The 25280-nt window shown below is 63.5% G+C and carries 25 protein-coding genes; 16 read left to right on the plus strand and 9 right to left on the minus strand.

The features are described 5' to 3' along the window. Positions 1 to 232: 232 nt before the first annotated feature. The 6 genes from AAG799_RS08730 to AAG799_RS08755 all read right to left on the minus strand — a co-directional run bounded on the left by AAG799_RS08730 (position 233) and on the right by AAG799_RS08755 (position 5666). Positions 233 to 1138, minus strand: coding sequence for a LysR family transcriptional regulator (locus tag AAG799_RS08730; protein WP_341895437.1), 906 nt, complete (start codon positions 1136 to 1138; stop codon positions 233 to 235). A 71-nt stretch (positions 1139 to 1209) separates the two neighbouring features. Continuing rightward, a complete protein-coding gene (locus AAG799_RS08735) occupies positions 1210 to 1995 on the minus strand; it encodes an SDR family oxidoreductase (RefSeq protein WP_341895438.1) in 786 nt (261 codons plus the stop codon). Then, positions 1995 to 2918, minus strand: a complete 924-nt coding sequence (locus tag AAG799_RS08740; protein ID WP_341895439.1) for a dihydrodipicolinate synthase family protein — start codon at positions 2916 to 2918, stop codon at positions 1995 to 1997. Before AAG799_RS08740 ends, AAG799_RS08735 begins: the two co-directional genes overlap by 1 nt. A gap of 24 nt (positions 2919 to 2942) precedes the next feature. After that, positions 2943 to 4382 carry an FAD-binding oxidoreductase gene (locus tag AAG799_RS08745; RefSeq protein WP_341895440.1) on the minus strand — a complete coding sequence of 480 codons (1440 nt, stop codon included), beginning with the start codon at positions 4380 to 4382 and terminating at the stop codon, positions 2943 to 2945. Continuing rightward, on the minus strand, positions 4358 to 4999 hold the full coding sequence (locus AAG799_RS08750) for a flavin reductase family protein (RefSeq protein WP_341895441.1): 642 nt from the start codon (positions 4997 to 4999) through the stop codon (positions 4358 to 4360). Before AAG799_RS08750 ends, AAG799_RS08745 begins: the two co-directional genes overlap by 25 nt. 7 nt (positions 5000 to 5006) lie before the next feature. After that, on the minus strand, positions 5007 to 5666 hold the full coding sequence (locus AAG799_RS08755; protein WP_341895442.1) for an aspartate/glutamate racemase family protein: 660 nt from the start codon (positions 5664 to 5666) through the stop codon (positions 5007 to 5009). Between the two features lie 171 nt (positions 5667 to 5837). On the opposite strand from AAG799_RS08755, the gene AAG799_RS08760 reads away from it, so the two are divergent. From AAG799_RS08760 to AAG799_RS08790, 7 genes are all read left to right on the plus strand, one after another. Continuing rightward, a complete protein-coding gene (locus AAG799_RS08760; protein ID WP_341895443.1) occupies positions 5838 to 6776 on the plus strand; it encodes a LysR substrate-binding domain-containing protein in 939 nt (312 codons plus the stop codon). 111 nt (positions 6777 to 6887) lie between these two features. Beyond that, positions 6888 to 8354, plus strand: a complete 1467-nt coding sequence (gene hydA, locus AAG799_RS08765) for a dihydropyrimidinase (protein ID WP_341895444.1) — start codon at positions 6888 to 6890, stop codon at positions 8352 to 8354. Next, positions 8351 to 9298 carry an N-carbamoyl-D-amino-acid hydrolase gene (locus AAG799_RS08770; RefSeq protein ID WP_341895445.1) on the plus strand — a complete coding sequence of 316 codons (948 nt, stop codon included), beginning with the start codon at positions 8351 to 8353 and terminating at the stop codon, positions 9296 to 9298. The genes hydA and AAG799_RS08770 overlap by 4 nt, the downstream gene beginning before the upstream one ends. A gap of 46 nt (positions 9299 to 9344) precedes the next feature. Continuing rightward, positions 9345 to 10193, plus strand: coding sequence for a transporter substrate-binding domain-containing protein (locus AAG799_RS08775; RefSeq protein WP_341895446.1), 849 nt, complete (start codon positions 9345 to 9347; stop codon positions 10191 to 10193). Positions 10194 to 10218: 25 nt separating this feature from the next. Further along, positions 10219 to 10965: an amino acid ABC transporter ATP-binding protein gene (locus AAG799_RS08780; RefSeq protein WP_341895447.1), complete on the plus strand. Its 747-nt coding sequence runs from the start codon at positions 10219 to 10221 to the stop codon at positions 10963 to 10965. Between the two features lie 2 nt (positions 10966 to 10967). Beyond that, complete coding sequence (locus AAG799_RS08785; protein WP_341895448.1) at positions 10968 to 11648, plus strand: amino acid ABC transporter permease; 681 nt, start codon at positions 10968 to 10970, stop codon at positions 11646 to 11648. Between the two features lie 6 nt (positions 11649 to 11654). Continuing rightward, positions 11655 to 12329: an amino acid ABC transporter permease gene (locus tag AAG799_RS08790; protein ID WP_341895449.1), complete on the plus strand. Its 675-nt coding sequence runs from the start codon at positions 11655 to 11657 to the stop codon at positions 12327 to 12329. A gap of 3 nt (positions 12330 to 12332) precedes the next feature. On the opposite strand, the gene AAG799_RS08795 is transcribed toward AAG799_RS08790, so the two are convergent. After that, the gene (locus tag AAG799_RS08795) at positions 12333 to 13175 is read right to left on the minus strand and encodes an aldo/keto reductase (protein WP_341895450.1); all 843 of its coding nucleotides are present in this window, start codon (positions 13173 to 13175) and stop codon (positions 12333 to 12335) included. A gap of 204 nt (positions 13176 to 13379) precedes the next feature. Between AAG799_RS08795 and AAG799_RS08800 the strand changes: the two genes are divergently transcribed. From AAG799_RS08800 to AAG799_RS08820, 5 genes are all read left to right on the plus strand, one after another. After that, positions 13380 to 14090, plus strand: a complete 711-nt coding sequence (locus AAG799_RS08800) for a flagellar hook capping FlgD N-terminal domain-containing protein (protein ID WP_341895451.1) — start codon at positions 13380 to 13382, stop codon at positions 14088 to 14090. Further along, on the plus strand, positions 14071 to 14850 hold the full coding sequence (locus tag AAG799_RS08805; RefSeq protein WP_341895452.1) for a hypothetical protein: 780 nt from the start codon (positions 14071 to 14073) through the stop codon (positions 14848 to 14850). The genes AAG799_RS08800 and AAG799_RS08805 overlap by 20 nt, the downstream gene beginning before the upstream one ends. Then, positions 14847 to 15482 carry a TIGR02466 family protein gene (locus tag AAG799_RS08810; protein WP_341895453.1) on the plus strand — a complete coding sequence of 212 codons (636 nt, stop codon included), beginning with the start codon at positions 14847 to 14849 and terminating at the stop codon, positions 15480 to 15482. The genes AAG799_RS08805 and AAG799_RS08810 overlap by 4 nt, the downstream gene beginning before the upstream one ends. A 159-nt stretch (positions 15483 to 15641) precedes the next feature. Further along, a complete protein-coding gene (locus AAG799_RS08815; protein WP_341895454.1) occupies positions 15642 to 16367 on the plus strand; it encodes a response regulator in 726 nt (241 codons plus the stop codon). Continuing rightward, a complete protein-coding gene (locus AAG799_RS08820) occupies positions 16367 to 17953 on the plus strand; it encodes a HAMP domain-containing sensor histidine kinase (RefSeq protein WP_341895455.1) in 1587 nt (528 codons plus the stop codon). Before AAG799_RS08815 ends, AAG799_RS08820 begins: the two co-directional genes overlap by 1 nt. A gap of 3 nt (positions 17954 to 17956) precedes the next feature. Here the strand turns inward: AAG799_RS08820 and AAG799_RS08825 are convergent, their stop codons facing one another. Beyond that, complete coding sequence (locus tag AAG799_RS08825; RefSeq protein ID WP_341895456.1) at positions 17957 to 18826, minus strand: flagellar hook basal-body protein; 870 nt, start codon at positions 18824 to 18826, stop codon at positions 17957 to 17959. A 504-nt stretch (positions 18827 to 19330) separates the two neighbouring features. Between AAG799_RS08825 and AAG799_RS08830 the strand changes: the two genes are divergently transcribed. The 4 genes from AAG799_RS08830 to AAG799_RS08845 are packed head-to-tail and all read left to right on the plus strand — an operon-like array spanning position 19331 to position 23720. Next, positions 19331 to 20674, plus strand: coding sequence for a flagellar hook protein FlgE (locus tag AAG799_RS08830; RefSeq protein WP_341895457.1), 1344 nt, complete (start codon positions 19331 to 19333; stop codon positions 20672 to 20674). 28 nt (positions 20675 to 20702) lie between these two features. Continuing rightward, complete coding sequence (gene flgK, locus AAG799_RS08835; protein ID WP_341895458.1) at positions 20703 to 22091, plus strand: flagellar hook-associated protein FlgK; 1389 nt, start codon at positions 20703 to 20705, stop codon at positions 22089 to 22091. A 3-nt stretch (positions 22092 to 22094) separates the two neighbouring features. Next, positions 22095 to 23123, plus strand: a complete 1029-nt coding sequence (locus AAG799_RS08840) for a flagellin (RefSeq protein WP_341895459.1) — start codon at positions 22095 to 22097, stop codon at positions 23121 to 23123. Between the two features lie 48 nt (positions 23124 to 23171). Beyond that, complete coding sequence (locus AAG799_RS08845) at positions 23172 to 23720, plus strand: EF-hand domain-containing protein (protein WP_341895460.1); 549 nt, start codon at positions 23172 to 23174, stop codon at positions 23718 to 23720. Here AAG799_RS08845 and AAG799_RS08850 read toward each other — a convergent pair. Further along, positions 23717 to 25144, minus strand: coding sequence for a DUF1217 domain-containing protein (locus AAG799_RS08850; protein WP_341895461.1), 1428 nt, complete (start codon positions 25142 to 25144; stop codon positions 23717 to 23719). The two genes, AAG799_RS08845 and AAG799_RS08850, sit on opposite strands and share 4 nt — an antisense overlap. Between the last annotated feature and the right edge of the window lie 136 nt (positions 25145 to 25280).

A 25280-nucleotide genomic window follows, 5' to 3' on the forward strand; every position in this document is an offset into this window, starting at 1 on the left:
CCGATCTCGCGGCAGGCGCGGTCAATCTCGGCGGCAACCTGGCGGCGGGCGGCGGCATCGCCCAGACGAAACGGCGCGATGTCGATGAGCGGTACGTAATCCAGCACGGCCATGACCTGCCCCCGAAACACTGCCCCGAAATCCTCTAACGGGTTCAGTAAGCCGGCGGTGAACGATGCCGACAAGCAGCGTTTTCAGAGCAGACCGCTCTGTTTTTGGCATCGCTCTGGGATCAGGCCTTGCGGCGCTGGCGGGCGGCGAGGTCGGCCTTCAGGTTTTCCAGAAAAACCGCAGCCGCGACGGGCAGTTGGCGGTTGCGGCCGATGCCGATCACCAGCCGGCCGCGCAGGGCGCGGTCGACCAGCGGGATGGCGACCAGCCCGGCGCCGCTGCGGGCGCCGATCTCGATCTGGAAGCAGATCGCCTGGCTGCGCGCCGCCACCGTCTGCATCACTGCCACCGAATTGCCGGTGACGACCGGGCGCAGCGAGAGCGACGAGCCTTCCGTGGCGGTGTCGAGCAGGCGACGACCGCCCAGGCTCTCGTCACCCAGCAGGATCGGATAGGGCAGGCAGTCGCTGAGTCGCAGCTTGTCGCGGCCGGCCAGCGGGTGGCGCCGCGCCATCAGCGCCTGCAGGGCCTGCGGCACATCGGCCACCACGGCAAAGCGGCGGTCGGCCGGCGGATTGAAGGCATAGCCGATATGGGCTTCCTCACGCACGGTGGCGGCCACCACCTGCTGGCTGCCCACCACATCGACGGTGAAGGTGACGCGCGGATGGCTGGCCTGGAAGGTGGCGATCTGCTCGGCCACCACATCGGCCACTGCCTCGATGATGGCGAGGTGGATATGGCCGCGGCGCAGGCCGCGCAGTTCCTCGATCTGCGAGCGGGTGAGATCGAAATCATGCGCCGTGCGGCGGATATGCGCGAGCAGCAGCTCGCCGGCACTGGTCAGCCGCACACCGCGCGGCAGGCGCTCGAACAGCGCCACGCCCAGGCTTTCCTCCAGGTCAAGCACATGCCGGTTGACCGCCGAGGAGGCGATGTTGAGTGCTGCGGCTGCCTTGCGGATCGAGCCGATGCGGGCAACCGCCTCGAAATACGAAAAGGCGCGGGAGCGGGACTGGGGCTTCATGGGGCGCGCAACCGGTCAGCAGGCATGCCCCATCTAAGGGGCAGCCGTGCCAAACGGCAAGGCCCCACCGGTCAGACGCCGCGGATCATCCCGCCATCGACGCGCAGCTTGGTGCCGGTGATATAGCCGGCGCGTTCGCTGGCCAGGAAAGCCACCGCATCAGCGAATTCCTCAGGCCGGCCATAGCGGCCCATGGGGATCGCGGCCTGCGAGGCTTTCGCCACATCGTCGCGGCTCTTGCCCTGCTTGCTGGCGGCGGCCTGGTCCAGCTGGTCGACGCGGTCGGTATGGATGCGGCCAGGCAGCACCAGGTTGACGGTGACGCCCTTCGGCGCCACTTCGGCGGCCAGGGTCTTCGACCAGCCCAGCACGGCCATGCGCAGGCCATTGGACAGCGCCAGATTGGGGATCGGCTGTTCGATGCCAGAAGACGCAATGGTGATGATGCGGCCCCAGCCGCGCGCCAGCATCGGCGGCAGCAGCCGGCCGCTCAGATGGAACAGATGCCCGGCCATGGCGGCGAACTGCGTCTGCCACAGCTCCAGCGCGATCTCGGCGGCGGCACCGGGCGGCGGACCGCCGCTGTTGTTGACCAGGATATCGACGCCGGCCTGGGCCAAAACGGCATCGGCCAGCGCATCCACCGAAGCGCGATCGGACAGGTCGAGCGCATGGGCGCTCAGGCGCACGGCGACATCGGGCGCCTCGGCCGCGATCCAGGCTTTGGTGTCCTGCACACTGCGGGCGGCGGCGATCACGGTGGCACCTTCGCGGGCCAGCGTGCGGGCGACGGCGGCGCCGAGACCGCGACTGGAGCCCAGAACGAGTGCGCGTTTTCCGGTGAGGCCGAGATCCATCAGCCGATCTCCTGCAGGCGCCTGGTCTGGCGCGCGATCATGGTTTCCACTTCGGCGATATCCACGGCCGACAGTTTCGGGCCGGGCTTGCGCAGGGCGGCCGAGGCAATCACGCCGCGCTTCTGCAGCACGTATTTGCGGATCGCCAGGCCGGGGCCGGGCTGCTGTTCATAGCGGGCCAGCGGCAGATAGGCATCGAAGATATCGCGGGCACGCTGCGGCTTGCCGGCCTGATAGGCCTGCACCACGCCCACCATCATTTCCGGATAGGCGAAGCCGGTCATGGCGCCATCGGCACCGCGCTCCATTTCCTCGGGCAGGAACAGGCCGCCATTGCCGACCAGGATGCTGATGCGGCGCATGTCCTTCATGGCGCGCAGAGCGCTCAGCTTGGCGAGACCCGGCCAGTCCTCATGCTTCAGCATCACGCAGGATGGCAGGGATTTGACGATGCGCGCGATCACCGACGGCGCCATATGCACATTGGTCGACTGCGGGAAGTCCTGCACCACGAAAGGCGTGCCGGCACCGATGGCTTCAGAGGCATTCTCGTAATAGGTGACGATCTGGTCGTCGGTCTTCAGCGTGCCGGGCGGAGCGATCATCACGCCGGCGGCGCCATCGTCCATCACCGCCTTGGTCAGTTCGGCCATCGAGGCAAAACCGGGGCTGGAAGCGCCCACCACCACCGGCACCTTGCCGTTCAGGCGGGCGAGTACGCGCTTCACGAAGCTGCGCGATTCCGCCAGCGTCAGTTTCGGCGCTTCGCCCATCATGCCGAGCAGGGTGAAGCCGGTGACGCCCTGCTCCATGTAGAAGTCGACCATGCGGTCGGTGCTGTCCAGATCCAGCGCACCGCTATCGGTGAACGGTGTCACCGATATGATGTAGACACCAGCGGCGGTTTCGTCGAGTTTGGCCATGTAATCCTCGTAGGCGGCGAACGGTTATGATTGGAGCAGCTTGCCCGGGTTGAGAATATTGCGGCTGTCGAACAGCCGTTTCAGGTCGTGCATGATCTGCATCGCCACCGGCGGCTTGTAGCGCGGCAGTTCATCGCGGCGCAGCTGGCCGACGCCATGTTCGGCGCTGATGCTGCCGCGATAGCGATGGACCAGATCGTGCACCACGGCATTCAGCGGGCCGGTGAGTGCGTAGAATTCGTCGTCGGTCATCTGCGGTGCACGCTGCAGGTTGTAATGCAGGTTGCCATCGCCCAGATGGCCGAACACCAGGAAACGCAGGCCGGGGAAGGCGGCTTCAACGGCGGTTTCGCAGTCGCGCATGAAGGCGGCCAGGCGGCCGATCGGCAGGGCGATATCATGCTTGATGGTCTTGCCGGCACGCACCTGCGCTTCCGAGATGCCTTCACGCAGGCGCCACAGCGCCTTGGCCTGTTCGCCGCTCTGGGCGATCACGGCATCCTCGGCTTCACCGGCAGTAATGGCATCGCCCAGGATGGTTTCCAGCAGGCCGGCAAGATCGGCCGCCGCATCGGTATCGCTCAGCTCCGTCAGCACCACAGCGGGTGGCACGACGGCAAAGGGCGAGGCAGTGCCGGCCACATGCTGCAGCACCAGATCGAGGCAGCTGCGGGTCATGAACTCAAAGGCGGTCAGCCGGTCGCCGGCGCGGGCGCCCAGCCCCACGAACAGCTTCAGCGCCGCATCCTGGTCGGGCAGGGCGATCATGGCGGTGACGCGCACCGCCGGCGCCGCCTGCAGTTTCAGCACGGCGGCGGTGATGACGCCCAGCGTGCCTTCCGAGCCGATGAACAGGTCGCGCAGGTCATAGCCGGTGTTGTCCTTGCGCAGGCCCTGCAGTCCGTCCCAGATGCGGCCATCGGCCAGCACCACTTCCAGGCCCAGCGCCTGTTCGCGGGTATTGCCATAGCGCAGCACGGCAATGCCCCCGGCATTGGTGGCGAGATTGCCGCCAATGGTGCAGCTGCCCTCGGCGCCGAGGCTGAGCGGGAAGAACCGCCCGGCCTCACGGGCCGCAGCCTGGATATTGGCGAGGATGCAGCCGGCATCCACCGTAATGGTGTTGCCGACCGGGTCGACCTCGCGAATCCGGTTGAGCCGGCCGAGGCTGAGGATCACCTGCCGGCCGCTGTCATCCGGTGTGGCACCGCCGGCCATGCCGGTATTGCCGCCCTGAGGAATCACCGAGACCCGGGCGTCGTTGCAGCAGCGCAGCACGGCAGATACCTGCGCCGTGTCGGCCGGCCGCACCACGGCCAGCGCGCGACCGCGATACTTCTTCATCCAGTCGACGACATAGGCATCCTGCGCGGCAGCCTTGGTCAGGACATGGGCCGTGCCGACAATATCGGCCAGCTGCGTCAGAAAAGCCGTGTCGGTCATGGCTTCTGCTTCGCTCGCCATTCGGCGACAGTCATGAGAGGTGCCTCGAAACGGTCGCGCGTCGTGGTGTACCAGGCTGCGCCATGCATGCGGCCGACCAGATCGAGGCCGGCGGCATCGACATGCAGCTTGTCGTCGATCAGGCCGTCGCGGATATGCAGGTGCAGGATCTCGCCGGTCACCAGTTTGCGGTTATAGGGCAGGTCGGTGATGCTGAAGGTGCGGCATTCGAAGCTGACCGGCGATTCCGCGATGCGCGGCACGGCGATCTGCTTCGATGGCGCCGTGGTCAGGCCGGCCTCGACAATCTCGTTCACGCCATCGGGGAAGTCGATGGCGCAGACCACCATCGGCTCGACGATAGCACGGCTCACCATGTTGACGACAAATTCGCCGCGTTCGGCGATATTGCGTGCCGTGTCCTTGTAGGGCCGGCCGTCCTCGCGCTTGTTGCCCTCGATGCCGATCACCAGCAGCGGGGGCGCATTGCTGAACACGTTGAAAAAGCTGAAGGGTGCGGCATTGGCGATACCGTCGGCATTCAGTGTTGAGACCAGCGCGATGGGGCGCGGCATCACCGTGCTGACCAGCAGCTTGTAGATGCGATCCGGCGACAGATCGGCGGCAGCGAAATCCATTTTTGGCTTACCAGCCCAGACGCACGCGGCCCAGCGCCATCACGGCGGCGGCCTGGGTCGGTTCCACCACCGGAATGCCAAGTGCATCCTGCAGCGGATCGCGGAAGACGGCCATGCCGGCGCAGCCCATCACGATGCTATGCGCCTGTTTCTCGTCGCGCAGACGTTTGCCCACCGCGATCATCCGGGTCAGCGTGCGTTCCCTGTCAGCCAGTTCGGCGACACCCATGCCGATGGCCATCTCGCCGGCCAGCCGGTCGGTGACACCCATGGCGCCCCAGAGCCGCAGGTGGCGCGGGATTGAGCCATCGAGGATGGCGATGACGCCAAAGCTGTGGCCGAGTGTGAGCGCCGTCAGTACGCCGCATTCGGCGATGCCGAGCACGGGTTTCTTGACCGCTTCGCGCACCACATGCAGGCCGGGATCGCTGAAGCAGGCGATCACGAAAGCGCCGGCATCGGCTTCCAGCGATTTCGCCAGCCTTGCCAGCGGCAGCGTCACCGATTCCACATCCTGCTGGGTCTGGATACCGGCCGGCCCCTCTTTCAGGGTCAGGCTGCGCAAGGATGGCCCGCCGGCCATACGCAGCGGTTCCAGCGCCGCGTCAATGCCAGCGGTGACGGCTTCGTTGGAATTCGGATTGATCACAAGGACGGTGGAGGCCATGGCGTTTTCCCAGTGAAGACAAGAGCCTGTGAAGATGGGTTGCAGTCTAAGCCTGCTGCCGATGGCATGCTCCTTGCTTATTTGTCCACAGCCCTTAACCCAGTGTTATGGGCCTGCCCGATTTCGGTGCATCATGCGATGACCGATAAAAAACCGCAGGGAGTGGCCGCCATGTCATTGAATCTCAGGCAGATCGAAGTGTTCCGGGCGGTGATGAGCACCGGGTCAATCAGCGGCGCCTCGAAGGTGCTGCATGTTTCGCAGCCTGCGGTCAGCCGTCTGCTGTCCTATACCGAGACGCGGGTTGGTTTTCCGCTGTTTGAGCGGATCAAGGGTCGGCTGTATGCCACCCCTGAGGCGAAACGCCTGTTCCGCGAGGTCGATCATGTCTACCTCGGCGTGCAGCGGGTCAACGAAGTCGCGCATTCGCTGGCCGAGCGGCGCCAGGGCGTGCTGCATGTGGTATCCAGCCCAAGTATCGGCCATGTGCTGATTCCGCAGGCAATCGCCGGCCTCTGCGCGCGCTACACCGATGCCAGGGTCACCTTCAATTTCCTCAATTACGCGCCGCTGCAGGATCGCCTGCTGAACCACCAGGCCGATATCGGCATCATCAGCACGCCCATCGAACATCCCAATCTGGAAACCAAGCCGCTGGGCCAGAGCCGCATCGTCTGCGTCTGCCCGGAGGATCACCCGCTGGCACAGCGCAAGGGCCCGCTGACGCTCGCCGACCTGCGGCCCTATCCGCTGATCAGCTATGACCGTGAAAGCCCTTACGGCCGCATGGTGGCGTCGATGTATGACGCCGCCGGCGAACCCTTGCGCACCACCATCGAGGTCGGCTCGCCGCAGAGTGCCTGTGCGCTGTCGCAGGCCGGCGGCGGCATCGCACTGATCGACGAGTTTTCGCTGCACAACTGGCCGAACGGGCATCTGGTCGCCTGTGCGGTGGCCGATGCACCGGTGATGACCGCCAACCTGGCCTTCCTGCGCTTCGAACCGCTGTCGCAGCTGGCCCAGGGCTTTGTCGATATCCTGCGCAAGCTGATGGCTCTGAACGGCTTTTCGCTGCTCGATGCGGAAGCCGGCAGTTCCCTGCGGCACTGACGGCCGGCCCTTAACATCGTGTTAAGGGCTGATGACAAACCGGCATGCGACATTCTGGTGCTGCATTGCGAAACTTTCCGCAGTGTTTGCGTAACGAAGTGAGTGAGGCGCATGGGGGAATTCGATCTGGTGGTACGCAAGGGTCGCGTTGCCACCGCAGCCGAAGTCTTCGAGGCCGATATCGGCATTCGTGACGGTGTGATCGCCGCGATCGGATCTTCCGTCGCGCCGGGCGAGCGCGAGATTGACGCGGCGGGTCGCTGGGTTCTGCCCGGCGGTATCGACAGCCACTGCCATGTCGAGCAGCTGTCGGGCATGGGCCTGATGTGCGCTGACGACTTCTATTCCGCCACGGTTTCGGCCGCCTTCGGCGGCACCACCACGATCATCCCGTTTGCGGCGCAGCATCGCGAGATGAAAATCCCCGAAGTGGTGGCCGACTACGCCCGGCTGGCGCGCGAGAAGGCCGTGATCGATTACGGCTTCCACCTGATCCTCGCCAATCCCGATGACACGGCTTTGCAGACCGATCTGCCGGCCGCGATCCGCGAAGGCATCACCTCGCTCAAGGTCTATATGACCTATGACAAGCTGCGGCTGGATGACCACCAGCTGCTCGATGTGCTGGCGGTGGCGGCGCGCGAACAGGCGCTGGTCATGGTGCATGCCGAAAACCACGACATGATCCGTTGGCTGGCGCATCGCCTGCTGGAGCAGGGCCATACGGCGCCGAAATACCATGCCGTGGCGCATGACCCGATTGCCGAGAGCGAGGCAACCAACCGTGCCATTGCACTGTCGCGCCTGCTCGGCGTGCCGCTGCTGATCGTGCATGTGTCGGGCCAGGAGGCCATCCACACTATCCGCAATGCCAAGACGCGCGGCGCCGCGGTCTATGCCGAAACCTGCCCGCAATATCTGTTTCTCACTGCGGAAGACCTGGATCGCAACGGCATGGATGGTGCGATGTTCTGCTGCTCGCCGCCGCCGCGCGACAAGGAATCGCAGGAAGCGGTCTGGGCCGGCATGAAGGATGGTACCCTGCTGACCTATTCGTCGGACCATGCGCCCTATCGGTTCGACAAGACCGGCAAGCTGCCCAAGGGCGATGCCACCACCTTCAAGGAAATGGCCAATGGCGTACCGGGCCTGGAACTGCGCCTGCCGCTGTTGTTCTCCGAAGGCTTCATGGCCGGCCGTATCACCATCCAGGAATTCGTGGCGCTGACTGCCACCAACCATGCGGCGATGTATGGCCTCAGCGGTCGCAAGGGCACGATTGCCGTGGGCGCCGATGCCGATATCGGCATCTGGAACCCGGACCGCGAGGTCACCGTCACCACCGGCATGCTGCACGACAATGTCGGCTACACGCCCTATGAAGGCCGCAAGCTGAAGGGCTGGCCGGAAATCGTCATCAGCCGTGGCCGCGTCGTGGTCGAGAACAACACGCTCAACGCCGAACGCGGCTCGGGCAAATTCCTCAAGCGCAAGCCGTCCGACATGCTGGCCAACCCGACCGGGATTTCGGCCGCCGTGGCACGGCAGATGCTGCGCAGTCTGGTTGGCATGCAATGAGTCTCAAGCGTCCCTATGGTTTGGCGGTGGCCCAGCTCGGGCCGATCAACCTGGCCGACAGCCGCGCCGCCGTGGTCAAGCGCCTGATCGCGCTGCTGCGCGAGGCCCATGCGCGCGGTGCCAAATTCGTCGTCTTCCCCGAACTGGCGCTCACCACCTTCTTCCCGCGCTACTGGATGACCGAGGAGGAAGCGGTCGAGCGCTTTTTCGAGCGCAGCATGCCGGGCCCGGAGACGCAGCCGCTGTTCGATCTGGCCGCCGAATTCGGCATCGGTTTCTATCTCGGCTATGCCGAGCTGACACCGGACGGCCGCCGCTTCAACACTGCCATTCTGGTGAACGAAAAGTCGAAGATCGTCGGCCGTTATCGCAAGATTCATCTGCCTGGCCATTCGCATCACATCCCGACCGCACCATTCCAGCACCTGGAGAAGAAATTCTTCGAGGTCGGCAATGAGGGCTTCAAGGTCTGGGAAACACTGGATGCCCGTATCGGCATGTGCATCTGCAACGACCGCCGCTGGGCCGAGACCTATCGCGTCATGGGCCTGCAGAGCGCCGAGATCGTGGCGCTGGGCTACAACACGCCGAGCTGGAACATCCACTGGAGCGAACCGCCGCACCTGCGCATGTTCCATCACCTGCTCTCGCTGCAGGGCAATGCCTATCAGAATGGCCTCTGGGTGGCGGCTGCCGGCAAATGCGGCTCCGAGGATGGTTTCCATATGATCGGCGGTTCGGCGATTGTCGCGCCGACCGGTGAGATCGTGGCCCAGGCGCAGGGCGAGGGCGACGAACTGCTGTTCGTCAACGCCGATCTCAGCTTGGGCGAGACATTCCGCGAGCATGTGTTCAATTTCGCCAAGCATCGGCGGCCCGAGCATTACGGTCTGATTATCGAACGGACCGGGGCGGGTGCGCCGCTCGGCACGCCGCCCGACTGAACTGTATCTGCGCGTTCCATCCATCATCCATAACAAGGGGGTTGTCATGATTTATCGCAAGCTGAACCGGAGTCTCTTCGCCGTTGCGGTGTTTGCCGCCGCCAGCCTGAGCCTGCCGGCTCTGGCCCAGACCCTGAAGACAGGCATCGACGCCACATTCGCGCCGCATGCCATGGCCAAGCTGGGCGGCGGTCTGCAGGGCTTCAACATCGATCTCGGCGAAGAGCTGAGCAAGAAGCTGGGCAAGAAGATCGACATCGAAGGCACCGAATTCTCCGCCCTGATCCCCGGTCTCAATGCCAAGAAGTACGACTTCGTCATCGCCCCGGTGACGGTGACGCCGGAGCGCTCCAAGAACATGCTGTTCAGCGACGGCTATCTGAATACCGATTACGGCTTCGTGCAGAAAAAGAGCGCGCCGGATATCAAGACGGTCGAAGACCTCAAGGGCAAGACCATCACGGTCAACAAGGGTTCGGCCTACGAGAACTGGGCCCGTGACAATGCCGAAAAGCTCGGCTTCAAGTATGACGTCTTCGGCACCAATGCCGACGCCGTACAGGCCGTGCTGGCCGGCCGCGCCGATGCCAACATGTCGGGCAACACCTCCAGCGCCTGGTCGGCGAAGCAGAATCCCGATCTCAAGGCGACGCTGGTGATCTCCACCGGCCTGGTCTGGGCCATGGCTTTCCGGCTCGACGACAAGGCGCTGCGCAACGAGATGTCGATGGCGATCAAGTGCATGAAGCAGGACGGGTCGCTGGCCAAGATCGTCGAGAAGTGGCTGGGCGAGAAGCCGAAGCCGGGTTCGGCCGCGGCGACCATCACCCCGGGCTTTGGCGTTCCGGGCATGGAAGGCTACGACCCGACCCCGGCGACGCTGGCGTGCAAGTAAGCCTTCGCAGCAAGGATAGTCGTTCGTGAGTCCATCGCCGATCCTGGAACTCGTAGGCCTGCACAAGGCCTACGGTTCTCTTTCCGTGTTGCGTGGCATCGACCTCCGGGTCTGGCCCGGTGAAATGGTTTGCGTCATCGGGCCGTCCGGGTCGGGCAAGAGCAGCATGCTGCGCTGCTGCAACCGCCTGGAGGAATCGACCGGCGGGCAGGTGGTGGTCGATGGCACCGACATCACCCGTGCCGATGTCGATATCAACACGGTGCGCCAGCGGATCGGCATGGTGTTCCAGCAGTTCAATCTCTACCCGCATCTGACCGCGCTGGGCAATGTGACCCTGGCGCTGCGCAAGGTGCTGGGCAAGTCGAAGGCCGAGGCCGACAAGCTCGGCATGGCGGCACTGGAGCAGGTGGGGCTGGTCGACAAGGCCGGCGTGCATCCTGCCCAGCTGTCAGGCGGCCAGGCACAGCGCGTCGGCATTGCCCGCGCCATCGTGCTGCAGCCCAAGCTGATCCTGTTCGACGAGCCGACCAGCGCGCTTGATCCGGAAACCGTGGGCGAGGTGCTGAAGGTGATGCGCCAGCTGCGCGAGGCTGGCATGACCATGCTGGTGGTCACCCATGAAATGGCCTTCGCCCGCGCCGCCGCCGACCGCGTCATCTTCATGGATGGTGGCGTGATCGTGGAGCAGGGACCGCCGGCCGAAGTGTTCGGCGCGCCGCAGCACGAACGGACCAAGGCCTTTCTGGCGCGCTATCACGCGGCCGAATAGCGATGAGCGACTTCGAACGCTTCGTCCATACCTTTTTCAACCTGGAAGTCGCGGCCAAATACTGGCCCGACCTGCTGAAGGGTCTGGGCGTCACTGCCGGCGTCGGCGTTCTGGTCGCGATCACCGGCCTTCTGTTCGGCGTGGTGCTGGCGGTGCTGCGCGCCATGCAGTTCCGCCCGCTGTCGCTGCTGATCATCGCCTTCGCCGATATCATGCGGGCGCTGCCGCCGCTGGTGCTGATGATCGTCTTCTTCTTTGCTTTCCCGCTGATCGGCATGCCGATGAACGCCTTCACCACCGTGTGGCTGGCCTTGTCACTGGTGCTGGCGGCCTATGCCGAGGAAAGCGTCTGGGGCGGCATTCTGGCGCTGCCGCGCGGCCAATCGGAAGCGGCCCGCTCCACCGGGCTCAACTGGTGGCAGACCATGACGGCGGTGATCCTGCCGCAGGCCTTCCGCATCGCCGTGCCGCCGCTGACCAACCGCGTGATTGCCATCAGCAAGAATGTCGCGCTGGGGTCGGTGGTGGCGCTGAACGAGGTGCTGAATGAGGCCCAGTCGGCCAGCAGCAATTCGGGCAATCCCACGCCGCTGACCATGGCCGCGGCCGCCTATCTGCTGCTGTTCATTCCGATCCTCTATGCGGCCCGGCGGCTGGAAACCCGCTGGCAGTGGAAGGTCTGACGCATCATGGACGCATTGCTGCGCAACTTCTTCAACATCGATGTCTTCATCCAGGTTTTTCCCTACCTGCTGCAGGGCCTGTTCACCACGCTGTGGCTTTCGGCGCTGGTGATTCCGCTCGGCCTGGTCGGCGGCCTCGCCGTCGCGCTGCTCGGTACCCAGAGCGAAAGCCGCTGGATACGCTTCCTGGTCGCGGCCTATGTCGATATCTTCCGTGCTCTGCCGCCGCTGGTGCTGCTGATCTTCATCTATTTCGGCACGCCCTTCCTCGGGCTCGATATCCCCAAGCTGCTGGCGGTGGCGCTTGGCTTCCTGCTCAACAACTCCAGCTATTATGGCGAAGTCTTCCGCGCCGGCCTGCTCAGCGTGCCGCAGGGCCAGATGGAGGCGGCGCGTTCCACCGGGCTCACCCGCATGCAGGCGCTTGCCTATGTGATCGTGCCGCAGGCCACCCGCAACGTGCTGCCCGATCTGGTCGGCAACAGCATCGAGGTGGTCAAGCTGACCACGATTGCCAGCGTGGTGGCGCTGCCGGAGCTGCTGCGGGTCGCCCGCGATGCCCAGGCGCTGCTGTTCAATCCCTCGCCGGTGGTGCTGGCGGCGCTGATCTACCTGGCCCTGCTGTGGCCGCTGGTGCGCTGGCTCAGCCGGCTTGAACACAAGAACATGACGGCCAAGTAGGCTTCAGATCATTTCCAGCGGGCGGGCTTTCTTCGGTGGTGGGAAAGCCTGATCCAGTGCCGCGAGATCGTCTGGCGTCAGCGTGATGTCGAGCGCGGCATGGTTGTCGCGCACATGCTGCGCGCTGCCCGCCTTCGGGATGGTGATGACAGTCTCCTGCCGCAGCAGCCAGGCCAGCGCGATCTGGGCCGGCGTCACGCCATGCTGTTGCGCGATGGCCTGCAGGGCCTTGTGGCCTGCCAGGCGACCCTGCTCGATCGGTGAATAGGCCATGATCGGCTGTTGCTGGGCCTGGTGCCAGGGCAGCAGATCGAATGCGATGCCGCGCCGGGTCAGGTTGTAGAGCACCTGGTTGGTGGCGCAGGCCTTGCCGCGCGGATCGCGCGACAGTTCAGTCATGTCGTTGATATCGAAATTGCTGACGCCCCAGTGCCGAATCTTGCCGGCTGCCTGCAAGGCCTCGAAGGCATCCAGCGTTTCGGCCAGCGGCGGACTGCCGCGCCAGTGCAGCAGGTAAAGGTCGATGCGGTCGGTTTGCAGCCGTTTCAGGCTGCGTTCGCAGGCCGCCACTGTGCCCTTGCGGCTGGCATTGCTCGGCAGCACCTTGCTGACCAGGAACACCTCGGCACGCCGGCCGGCGATCGCCTCGGCGACCAGCTCTTCCGATCCGCCATCGGCATACATCTCGGCGGTGTCGATCAGCGTCATGCCAAGATCGAGGCCGAGCCGCAGGGCGGCAATCTCGGCCTGGCGCAGGCTCGGCTTCTCCGCCATCTGCCAGGTGCCCTGACCGAGGCGCGGCACACTCTCTCCGCCGGGCAGGCGCACGGTTTTTTGGGTGGTCATGACGGCTCCGTCTCTGGCGCAGGAGGGCCAGAATACCGCTGTTGCCTGTTCCTATCGAGCCCCGGCCCAGCCTGTGAAAACATGGCTAACGGAAATTAATGTTGCATCTGTATTTTGTTACGCAGCATTGCGGCGACCGGATTTGAGATTTGATCCGGCGATTCCTGCGCTAGAGGAGGGGCAACCCTTCGCAGGAGAACCGCCATGGTCAGCGCCGTCAGTTCCACAACCGCCAGCACCACATCCGCCGCCAGCAGCGCCTCCAGTGTCCTGGCCAGCGATTTCGACACCTTCCTGCAACTGCTGACCACGCAGCTCAAGAACCAGGACCCGACCTCGCCGATGGATGCGAACGAGTTCACGGAACAGCTGGTGCAGTTCAGCCAGGTTGAACAGCAGATCAACATGAACAAGAACCTGGAAACCATGATCTCCATGCTGCAGAGCCAGCAGTCGAGCAACAATCTGAGCTATATCGGCAAGGTGGTCGATTTCGACAGCAACGAGATCGAGCTGGCCGAGGGCGGTACTGGCTTCTGGTCCTACGACCTGCCCGACGATGCCGCCACCGTGCAATACCGGATTCTGGATGAGGACGGCAATGTGGTGCGCAGCGGCAGCATGAGTGCCGAGGATGCCGGTGCGGGCACCAGCGGCCGCATCGAGGTGGCCTGGGATGGCACCGATGCCGAAGGCAATGCCTGCGATCCCGGCAACTACACGCTCGAGGTCACGGCCAAGGATTCCACCGGTGCCGTGCTCGATGGCACCAATGTCTATGCCCGTGGCTATGTCGAGGCGGTCGAGACCATTGATGGCACCCAGTATCTGATCGTGTCGGGGATGGAGGTTCTGCCCGAGGATGTCATTGCGGTGTTCGATGCCGGAAGCACCGATGACGAGACCGACGCCTGATCGTATCGCCATGACGCGTCCGTTCATTTTCGTCGCTACCCCCTGCTACGGCGGGCAGGTGCACCAGGCCTATATGCAGTCGGTGATCGGCCTGATGCAGCATGCCCGCAACAGCTTTTTCGATGTCACGCTGGCGATGCTGGGCAATGACTCGCTGATCACGCGCAGCCGCAACACGCTGGTCTCCGCCTTCCTGGATATGCCGCAGGCGACGCATCTGTTGTTCGTCGATGCCGATATCTCCTTCGATCCGAAACAAGTCGAACGCATGCTGCGTTTCGGCGAGGATGTGGTCGCCGGCGTCTACCCGCTCAAGGTGCTGGACTGGGAGCATGCCCGTGTAACCGGCCAGCGCCAGTGGGGCGAGGAGTCCGCGTTGCGCTATTGCGGCACGCCCTGCCGGGATGGCGAAGCCGAGGCGCGTGAAGGGTTTGTCACCGGCATCCATGCCGGTACCGGCTTCATGCTGATTGCCCGCCGGGCGATCCAGCGCGTCATCGCGGCCCATCCGGAGCTGCGCTACAGCCAGATGCTGGTTCATCCGCCGGTGCGCGGCAACCGCATCGATCATGCGATCTTCGACTGCATGATCGATCCCGATACCGGCACATATCTCAGCGAGGATTATGCCTTCTGCTGGCGCTGGCGTCGCGCCGGCGGCAAGGTCTGGCTCGATACCGCCGGCCGCCTGACGCATACCGGTGTCCATGATTTCCACGGCAATCCGGCGCCACGCTATGCGGCGCAGTTGCAGCCATGACCGCACATAGCGAAATCCGTCATCTGTTCGCCACACCGCTGGTGCAGATCGATCTGGGCGGGCAGGCGGCACTGCTGGCGACACTGCGTGAACTGATCCTGACGCATGCGGCGTCCGATCCGGGTGTCCGGCACAGCAACCGCGGCGGCTGGCAGTCGCGCGATGATTTTTTCGACTGGGCCGGTATTCCCGGCCAGGGTCTCTATGCCGTGATTGAGGAAGCCGTCGGCAATATCACCATGGTCTGCGGTCCCAATGGTCTGGAGCGCCAGCGCCTCGCCTGGAAGGTGAATGCATGGGCCAATATCAATGGGCCCGGCAACGGCAATGACATGCATTGCCATCCCGGGGCGTTCTGGTCTGGCTGTTTCTATGTCGATGATGGCGGTATCGCGGGCCAGGATGGCCGCGGCGGCGCCATCGAATTCTACGATCCCCGCGGTCCTTTACCGATGGCCTACAATCCGCTGGTCAAGATGGCGATCAAAGGTTGCGTGACTGCAGGCCTGGGTGAGCGAATATTCCCGCAAAGCGGGCTTCTGCTGATATTCCCGTCATGGCTGCTGCATGCGGTGCAGCCGTATGAAGGTGATGGCAAGCGGGTTTCAGTAGCCTTCAATCTGTCGCTTTGACCGGCTGCGGCAAATGCGTTGCTGTGATGGCGATCACGTTAGTAAACAAGCGTTAACTGCAGATCGCAATACTCCGTTACAAACTCGCGCTTTCGCAGCGCAGGATCGGCTGGCATCATGCGTGAACACGAAACATTGATTCCCCGAACACATATTCCGATGTCCCGTACCCCCCATATCCTGATTGTCGATGACGACCGCGAGATACGCAATCTGCTGATGCGGTTCCTCACCGAACATGGCTTTCGCGTCACGCCCGCCGCCGATGGTCGCGGCATGCAGTCGGCGCTGAAGAACGGCCGCTTCGACCTGATCGTGCTCGACCTGATGTTGCCGGGCGAGGATGGCCTGCAGCTCTGCCGCCGCCTGCGTCAGGAGGTGCAGATTCCGATCCTGATGCTCACCGCGCTCTCGGGCGAGGCCGACCGCATTCTCGGCCTCGAGATCGGCGCCGACGATTACCTGACCAAGCCCTTCAGTCCGCGCGAACTGGTCGCCCGCATCAAGGCGATCCTGCGTCGCGCCGCCACGGCGACGGCCGAAGAGATCGACCGGCCCCAGGCCTATGCCTTCAGCGGCTGGACGCTGGAGATCGGCAAGCGCCATCTGCGCTCGCCCGATGGAACCCTGCTGCCGCTCACCTCGGGCGAATTCGACCTGCTCATCGCCTTTGCCGAGCATCCCCAGCGGGTGCTCAGCCGCGACCAGCTGCTTGATCTGACCCGCGGCCGCTCCACGGTTCTGTTTGATCGCAGTATCGACGTGCAGGTTAGCCGCCTGCGCAAAAAGATCGAACTCGACCCGAATATGCCTGAGCTGATCAAGACAGTGCGCAGCGGCGGGTATATCTTCACGCCAGAGGTAAAGGCACTGCAGGCGGCATAATGAAACTGATTGGACGGTCGCTGCGTAAGCTGGGCAGCGACCGCATCGTATGGCGTATTGCGGGGACCATCATCCTGGCGATCCTGTGCACGCAGGTCGCCACCGTATTGCTGTTGCGCAGCACGCGCCCGCGCGAGATGCCGCTCTACAGTATCGAGGCCCTGACAACCGAGATGCGGCGCCATGCCGCCGGTGTGGCCGCCCGCGACGACGACGTCCTTGTTCCTGTCTCCGACTTGCTACCGCCGGCACGCGAAGCGATCCGCCAGCCATTCCCGTTCCGGGATGTGCAGCGCCGGCTGCAGCTTGCACTGGCAGAGAGCGGCATTGAGCAGGTGACGGTGAGCGTCGACTGGCCGCGCCCCGGGGGACGCCTGCTGCTATGGGCTCTGCCGGTACCGCGCATCGCCGTGGCGGTGGGGCCGGAGCCGGGTAGCGCTGACGGGGTACGGTCGATGCCGCGGCTGATTTTCGGCAGCGGCCCCGAGCCGGACGGATTCAGGCCACCACCCGGGGCGCCCCCGGGATTCCCGCCTGGCCCACCGCCGGGCTGGCCGGACCGTGCACCGCCGGGACCGGACGACCCGCCACGCACAGGATATATGGACGAGGATTTCCTCGTCCCCGGGGTCTTCACCGTCTGGGTCCGCCAGGCCGACGCCACCGGTGAGCAGGTCTGGACCGCCTATCGGCCCAAAGTGACCTTCGAGCCGATTTCGCCGCTGGCCATCACGCTGCTGTGGTTCGTGCTGATCATGGGCATCATCGCCGGCCTGGCCTTCTGGTCGACCTGGCGCATGCTGCGCCCGTTCAAGCAGCTGGTGGCGGCGGCGCAGGGCTGGCGGGCGGAGCAGGAGCCGGTCAGACTGCCCGAGAAAGGCCCGGTCGAATTCCGCGCCATCGCCACCGCCTTCAACGAGATGCAGGACAAGATCAATCGCTTCGTGCGTGATCGCACCGAACTGGTGATCGCCCTGTCGCACGATCTGCGCACGCCGCTGACCCGGCTGCAGCTGCGCGCCGAATATGTGGAAGACAGCGAGCAGCGCCAGCGCATGCTGGATGAGCTGCATTTCATGGAGATGCTGACCGACCAGCTGCTGTCCTTTGCCTCGTTCAATCCGCGCAACGAACCGATCGAGCGGGTCGATTTTGCCGTGCTGCTGATCACGCTGTGCGACGACCGCAGTGATGCCGGTGCGGTGATCGAATATTCCGGTCCGTCGCATCTGGCGCTCAACTGCCGGCCGACCGCGATGCTGCGGGCAATCATGAACCTGATCGACAACGCGATCAAATACAGCGACTACGCCTATGTCTCGCTGATTTCCGAGATCAACGGCGTGCGCATTTTCATCCGCGACAGTGGCCCGGGCATTCCGGAAGATGAGATGGAAAAGGTGTTCCAGCCCTTCTATCGCGTCGATGCCTCGCGCAGCCGCGAGACCGGCGGCCTGGGTATGGGGCTGAGCGTTGCACGCGCCATCATCCTGGAGCATCGCGGCGCCATCCACCTGCGCAACCGCCAGCCACATGGCCTGGAGGTCGAGGTGTTCCTGCCATCCGGCCTCGGCGGGCATGTCTAGACCCTAGCTCTTCATCCCCACCACCGTGGTCATCATCTCGTTGGCCGCCTGGATCACCTGCGAATTCATCGAATAGGCCTGCTGGGCCATGATCAGCTTGGTCATCTGGTCGGCGGTATCCACGGTGGAGGATTCAAGTGCCCCGCCGACGATGGTGCCGATGCCGGCTGCATTGGTGCCCGCCATCGGATTGCCGTAGACGGCCGCGCCTGACTCGGCCGTGGCGACATAGGCGGTGCCGTCGATGCGGTCCAGGCTGTCGGGCTCGCGGAAATTGGCCAGCAGCACCTGGCCCTGGGTGCCGGTGCTGCCGTCGTCGTAATTCACCGTGATGACGCCGCCATCGGCAATGCTGACGCTGCTGAAGCCGCCGCCGGCGGCATTGTCGCCGGTATCGATGGTCAGGATCGACGGCGTGGTGCCGGTGCCGCTGGCCGACCCCATCAGGTAATAGCCGGCAGAATTGACGAGGCGACCGCTGCTGTCGAGATGGAAATCGCCCTGGCGGGTGTAGTAGGGCGTATTTTCAAAGCCGGTCGGTTCACCGGTTTCCGGATCCACCGCGGTTGCCTTGGCCACCACGAAGAAACCGTTGCCGCTGATTGCCGCCGATGTGGTGCTGTCGTCATCGACGATCTGGCCCTGGCCGCGATTGGCGAAGTCGGCCGAGGCCACCACACCCATCTGCCTGGTGCTGCCCAGCACCGGACTGCTGGTGGCCTGCATGCCCTGCAGCACATCGAGGAACTGCGTCTCCACCGCCTTGTAGCCGGTGGTGGTGGCATTGGCGACATTGTCGGAGATGTTGCTGATCGCCATCGACTGCGCAGTGATCGCCTGCACCGCCACATTCATCACGCCATTGATCGTCATCGCTGCACCCTGTGCTGGATCGAATTGTCCTGACCATCACAGAGAGCAAGGGGCATGCCGTTGCATGCGGGAAGATGACTGAAGCCGCGTTGGTGAAGACCGACACATACCGCAACATTGCGACAGTGCGCCTGCGCTGTTGCGGCGCAGACCGGGCAGGGCGTCGTGGTGCGGCTAAGCCCTTCTGCAGGCTCGAATATTGTTCCTGAAATATTCTTGCTGAGATGCCTTAACCGGGTTTAAGCATTCCACCACATTGTTAACTTTTGTTGCCGGAAACACACCATACATATTGTACGGATTATCGTTAAATACGCTTAAACTATGCATATTTTTCCCAGCCCGGCAAAATTTGCCGACGCGAACGGACGGGCAAAGGTTAACTGCGCTTTACCCTTTGGCAAGAAATCCAGCGCGACCAAGGGTATAGGATCAGAGTCATAAAACGGCACGCTCCTTGCTCTGAGGATCGGCGACACCGCCATCCAGCCAAGGAGCCAAGCCATGTCGATTACCGGTGCAATGCAGACCGCGATCTCGGGAATGAACGGGCAGTCCACCGCGATCGGCTACATCTCGGACAACGTCGCGAATGCCAGCACCATCGGTTACAAGAAGGTGGAATCGCGCTTCCAGACACTGATCACGCAGTCGAGCGCGCAGTCGAACACGCATTCATCCGGCGGTGTGCTGAACCAGCCCTTCTTCGCCAACAATGCGCAGGGCTCGATCACCCAGGTGTCGTCCACCACCTCGATCGCGATTTCCGGCAACGGCTTCGTACCGGTGTCGAAAGCCACCGGCATCGATTCCACCACCGGCCTGCCGACTTTTGAGACCACCAGCTATTACACCCGCGTCGGCGACTTCACGCAGAACTCGCAGGGCTTCCTGGTCAACTCCTCGGGTTACTATCTGCAGGGCTGGTCGGTCGATCCGGTCACCGGTGTGGTCGATACCTCCAGCACCACGGAAGTGCAGGTCTCCAACCTGCTGGACGCACCGGTGGCGACCAGCACAGTGGATTACGCCGCCAACCTGCCGTCGAATGTGGAGAATACCAGTGGCGGCCTGCCGGCGACGCTGCCGGTCAGTTCGATCCAGATTTTCGATGCGCTCGGCAATGCCCGCACGCTCAATCTCACCTGGACCCGCATCGGTACGGATACCTGGACGCTGGCGGTCGAAGCGCCCGACAGCACGCCGTCCAATTTCGGTCCGGCCACGGTCAGCTTCGGTGGTTCACTCGGCGGCGTCGGCGCCGATATCTCCGCCGGTGCGCTGTCGTCGCTGGACTCGGCGGGTGGCCTGACGGCCAGCGCGGCTGGTGCAGTCGATGACAATGCCGCCTTCAACTTCTCGCTCAATTTCGGATCAGGGTCGCAGGATATCAGCCTCGATCTCGGTTCCTATGGCAACACCATCGGCACCACACAGTTTTCCGGCGATACCCTGACGCTGAACGATTTCAGCCAGAACGGTGTGCCGCAGGGCACCTTCAAGAGCCTGGCGATCGACGAGCAGGGCTTTGTCTCGGTCACCTTCGACAACGGCAATGTGAAGACCTTCTACCAGATTCCGCTGGCCCGCTTCAGCGATCCCACCGAACTGGATCGCGTCAACGGCAATGCTTTCGTGGCGACGCCGCAATCGGGTGCGGCCATCCTGGCCCAGGCCGGCTCCAGCGGTGTCGGCGACTTCGTCTCGGCGGCCATCGAGGGATCGAATGTCGATATCGCCGATGAATTCTCCAAGCTGATCGTAGCCCAGCGCGCCTATTCGGCCAATGCGCGCATCATCACGGCGACTGACGAGCTGCTGCAGGAAACCATCAACATCCGGCGCTAGGCGCCGGATGATCTGAGGAGGCGACAGCATGTCCCTGACAGCGGCACTCAATACGGCGGTCACCGGCCTGGCCACCATCCAGACCCAGACCAGCGTGGTCTCGGCCAATATCGCCAATGCGCAGAATGCGAATTACACGCGCAAGACTGTCCAGCTGACCACGCCGACAGCGGGCGGCGAGCCGCAGGCGGCCCTGGTGGCGGCAGTGGTGCGGGCGGCATCGCCCGAGCTGCTGCAGGATTTTTACGCGGCGACGGCGGATTACAACCAGCTCAGCACCGCCGCCGACCGGTCCCGTGCCCTGGCCGAAGCGCTGGGTGCCGACGATACCAGCGGCGGGCAGACCACGCTGGAATCGATGATGACCAACTTCGAGGAGGCGGTCAAAAGCCTGGAGGCAACGCCGGAAGATGCATCGCTCAAGGCGCTGGTGGTGCAGCGCGGCCAGGAGCTGTCGGCCGAGATCCGCCGCATGGCCGGCCTGCGCAGCAGCCTGCAGACCCAGGCTTACGACGATATCAGCACCGGCCTGGATACACTGAACGAGGCGAGCAAGAATATCGCCAAGCTCAATGCCCAGATCGTCAGCCAGAAGGCCGCCGGCTATCCGACCGGCGATCTGGAAGACCTGCGCGATGCCGAGGTTACCAAGATGGCCGGCCTGGTCGGCGTGCGCACGGTGACCAGCGATACCGGCGTGATGACGGTGTATACCGAGGCCGGCACCCAGCTGGCCGGCAGCACGGCGCAGAACTTCAGCTACAACGCCACCACCAACACGATCAGCAACGGCAACGGCGACGATGTGACGGCCGGTTTCCGCAGCGGTTCGCTGCGTGCCAATGTGGACTACCTCGATACCAGTGCCGCCGCGCAGGCCAGCTCGGACGGCAATGTCGGCACGCTGGAGAAATTCTTCAACCAGCTCGACTCGCTGGCGCAGAATATCGCCGATGTGGTGAACACAGCCTACGGCTCCAATATCTTCAATTACACCGCTGGCGATGCCGCCGGCACGCTGGAGATCGATGGCTCCTTCGTGGCCGATCCCACGACACTCGACGCGAGCCTGATGGGCGATATTCAGCAGGCGATGCGCAATACCACACTCACTGCGGCACAGGTCAATCCGGCCGGCGCGCCGAACGGGCTCAGCATTTCCAGTGTCAATATCTTTGGCCTGGCCAGCGGCGTCATGGCCTACAACGCCAAGCAGACCAGCGAGAACGAGGCCAATCGCGACACCGCCGAAAGCCTGCAGGCCGCCATCGAGCAGAAATTCCGCAATCTCACCGGCGTCAATGTCGATGACGAGCTGGCGCAGCTCACCATGCTGCAGAACAACTATGCGGCGCTGGCGCAGATCATGAATGCCATCAAAGAGATGTTTGACCAAGTCATCGCAATCGGGAGCTGAACCATGGTAGCCATCACCGCAACAACCCAACTGGCCAGCCAGATGGCGATGAGCCGCAATATCAGCCTGCTGACCACCATGCTGAACCAGCAGAACCAGCAGCTTGCCAGTGGCCTCAAGCTGGATGGCCTGATCGGCGTATCGAGCCAGGCGCAGGAACTGGGCCAGCTCAAATCCAAGCTCGGCACGGTGGATACCTATAACAGCGGCGTGCAGACCGCGATCAACCGTACCGACCTCTATGCGCTCTCGATCGAGAAGATCATCGATCTGGCCACCGATGCCCAGAGCATGATGATCCAGAATCGCGACACCGCCTTTGCCACCACCTCGGCGCCGGCGGTGCAGGCCAGCACGTTGCTCGACCAGATCGGCAGCATCCTGCAGACCAAGGATGGTGACCGCTATCTGTTTTCGGCCAGCAACTACAATACCAACCCGCTGAATGATTCGCTGTCGGCGCTGCCGACCACCTATGCCGCCGGTGCCGTGCCCGGTGTCACCGCCGGCTATGACGATCCGCTGCAGGTGATCACCAGCGCCATTCCGGCGCCGCAGCCGCCCTATCTCAACACCGCCGCCACCACCGATGTGCAGAATTTCTACGATATCGACGAAGTCGGCCTCTATGTCGATGACAAGGAGCGGGTGTCCTATGGTGTCTCGGCCGTCGAGCCGGGCTTCCAGCGCCTGATCGATGCCGTGGTGCGCTTCCGCGATGCCACCCAGGATCTCGGCACCGATGATGTCAACTACCAGACCCGGGTGGATGACGCGGTCAAGCAGCTCACGACGGCCATTTCGGAGCTGAAGACCACCGCCTCGCGCAACGGCTACAAGCAGCAGCAGCTGGCCGAGGTGCAGGAGCGTCATCTGCGCGCCAAGGATCTGCTGACCATCCGGATCGGCAATATCCAGAATGCCGATACCGCGGAAGTCTCCACCAGCATCGCCAACCTGCAGACCGCGCTGGAGGCTGCCTATCTGGTGACCAGCAAGACGCTGGCCTTGTCGCTGGTCAATTATCTATGATGGGCGGCCGGTCTGGTTAGCCCGGCTTTTTTTCCGGGTCAGGAGACCATGAAGCCTGTCGTGATATCGGCCATCTTGCTGGCGCTGCTGGGGGGCTGTGGCTTCGGGCCGGAACGGCCGCCCGGGGCGCAGCTGATTTCCAGTCCGAATGGCGAGCCGCTGGGCGCGGTGAACGACACTGCGCGCTGTGAAACACTGCTGGAGGGCTGGTTCGCCGCGGCCGATGCCAATCGCGACGGGCTGCTGTTGCAGGCCGAGCTGGAGGCCGATGCGCTGCGCTGGTTCCTGCGCGCGGATACCGATGGCGATGGCTTTGTCACGGTCACCGAGCTGACGGCCCTGCGCCGTCCGCTGGAACCGCCGCCCAGCCCCCGCATGGTGTCTCGCGGCCCGGCCTCGCCGTTCCGCGACGACAGCAACCTGATCGTGCATCGCGAACTGGACCTGGTGATGGCGGCCGATGTCAATCTCGACTGGCGCGTCTCGCGTGAAGAGTTTATGGCGGCGACGGCACGCCGCTACGCCACGGCGACCCGGCGCGGGCCATATAACCGTTCGGTCGCCACGGCTGACTGCGACAAGCGCAGGTTCCGCTAGGCAAACAGGTTGAGCAGGTAGCTGTCGCCGCTGCCGCTGCTGGTGCTGGCACTGTCCTTGATGCTGAGATAGCGCAGCACTATTTTCTCGATCTGGTCCGGATCGTTCTTCAATTCGTTAACATCGACCTTCTTTTCCACCGTGGCGATCTGCGCTTCGGTTTCCTGATAGGCCAGTTCGTCGGGAATGTAATTCGCCTTGGTGATCACCTCGCGCAGCACGGAATCGCCGAGCAGCTGCACGGTGGTGCTGACATCTTCCAGCCGGCGCTTGAATTCGATGGCGATGCGCACGCCGGGCGCCTGCTCATCCAGATTCTTCTCATAGGCGGTCTGCTGGTATTTCTCGGTGATGCTTTCGATGGTCGCTGCAGTGGTCAGGGTGGTGACGCCAGAGGCGAACAAGTCCAGGTCGGCGGCCAGATTCTCGTAGCGCGGATCGGTGAAGCGGTTGGCCAGCGAGTTGCTGTCGGTCAGGTCGCTTTCCAGAATCTTGCGGATCTTGCCCGGATATTGCGCCTCGCTCTCCATGTCATAGGCCTTGAGGATGAAATTGAGCAGGCGCTGGTCGGCGAACAGGTCGTCGACCGAGGTGACGCTGCCGATATTTTCCTCGAAATAGGCCACATCCTTCTGGATATCGGTGCGCCGGGTGAAGCGGTCGAAATCCTCGCCGGCATAGACATAGGGTTCGTCGGTATCGGTCGGCGCGGTCTCTTCCGTCAGCAGCGTCTTGGTGCGGGCCTGGCTGTAGGCCGTGGCATCATTCGTTTTCAGGTTCGTGCCATAGATCAGCGCGCCATCGCTGTCGAGCAGGGCCTGGCCGCTGCTGTCGACAGCCAGGCCGCGCAGCTTGGCCAGCCCGGCGGGCAGGGCGGTTTCCACCGTATCGTCGTTGACGATATTGCCATCGGCATCCAGGCCGACCGTATTGCCATCGACATCGGTCAGCGTGCCGGTGGTGCCAAAGCCGTATTTCTGCGCCAGCTCCAGATCTTTCAAAGTGCCCTGACGTGCCACCGAACTGGCATCGCTCGGGTCGCTGGTCAGGATATCGCGCAGCTTCTGCTTGTTGCTGAGATACAGGTCTTCATAGCCATTGGCATAGGCGATGACCTTGAGGAAACGGTCATCGTTCATCAGCTCGTCCACTGTGGTGGCGCTGGTCACCCGGTTCTGGAAATAGCTGACGTCGGTGGAGATCTGTGCGTTGATCTGCTTGAACTGGGCATTGCGTGCCTTGATGACGGCATTGTTCATCTCGCGGATCTGCGTCTGAACCTTTTCGGCCTCGGCGGCCTCACTGGTCGCGCTTTCGTTTTCCTCCGCCGTCTTCTGCAGCTTCTTGTACATGGCGAGTGCCGACATCGAGCCGGTGCTGCTGGTGCTGCTGGTGCCGTACAGAACGCTGAGGTCGATGGTCATGACAGGCCGCTCCTGCGGGAGTCCGGGGATGCGGCGATTTTACCGGCAGTGGGGATGGGGCTGGCGGTTTCTGCACTGCTGACATGAAACGTAACAACGTTTCCGGCGCAGGTTTTTGTGTTGGTTAAGCGGACAT

Origin of the sequence: Ferrovibrio terrae (genome assembly GCF_943371255.1) — a bacterium.
In the GTDB taxonomy this organism is placed as follows: Bacteria; Pseudomonadota; Alphaproteobacteria; order Ferrovibrionales; family Ferrovibrionaceae; genus Ferrovibrio; species Ferrovibrio terrae_B.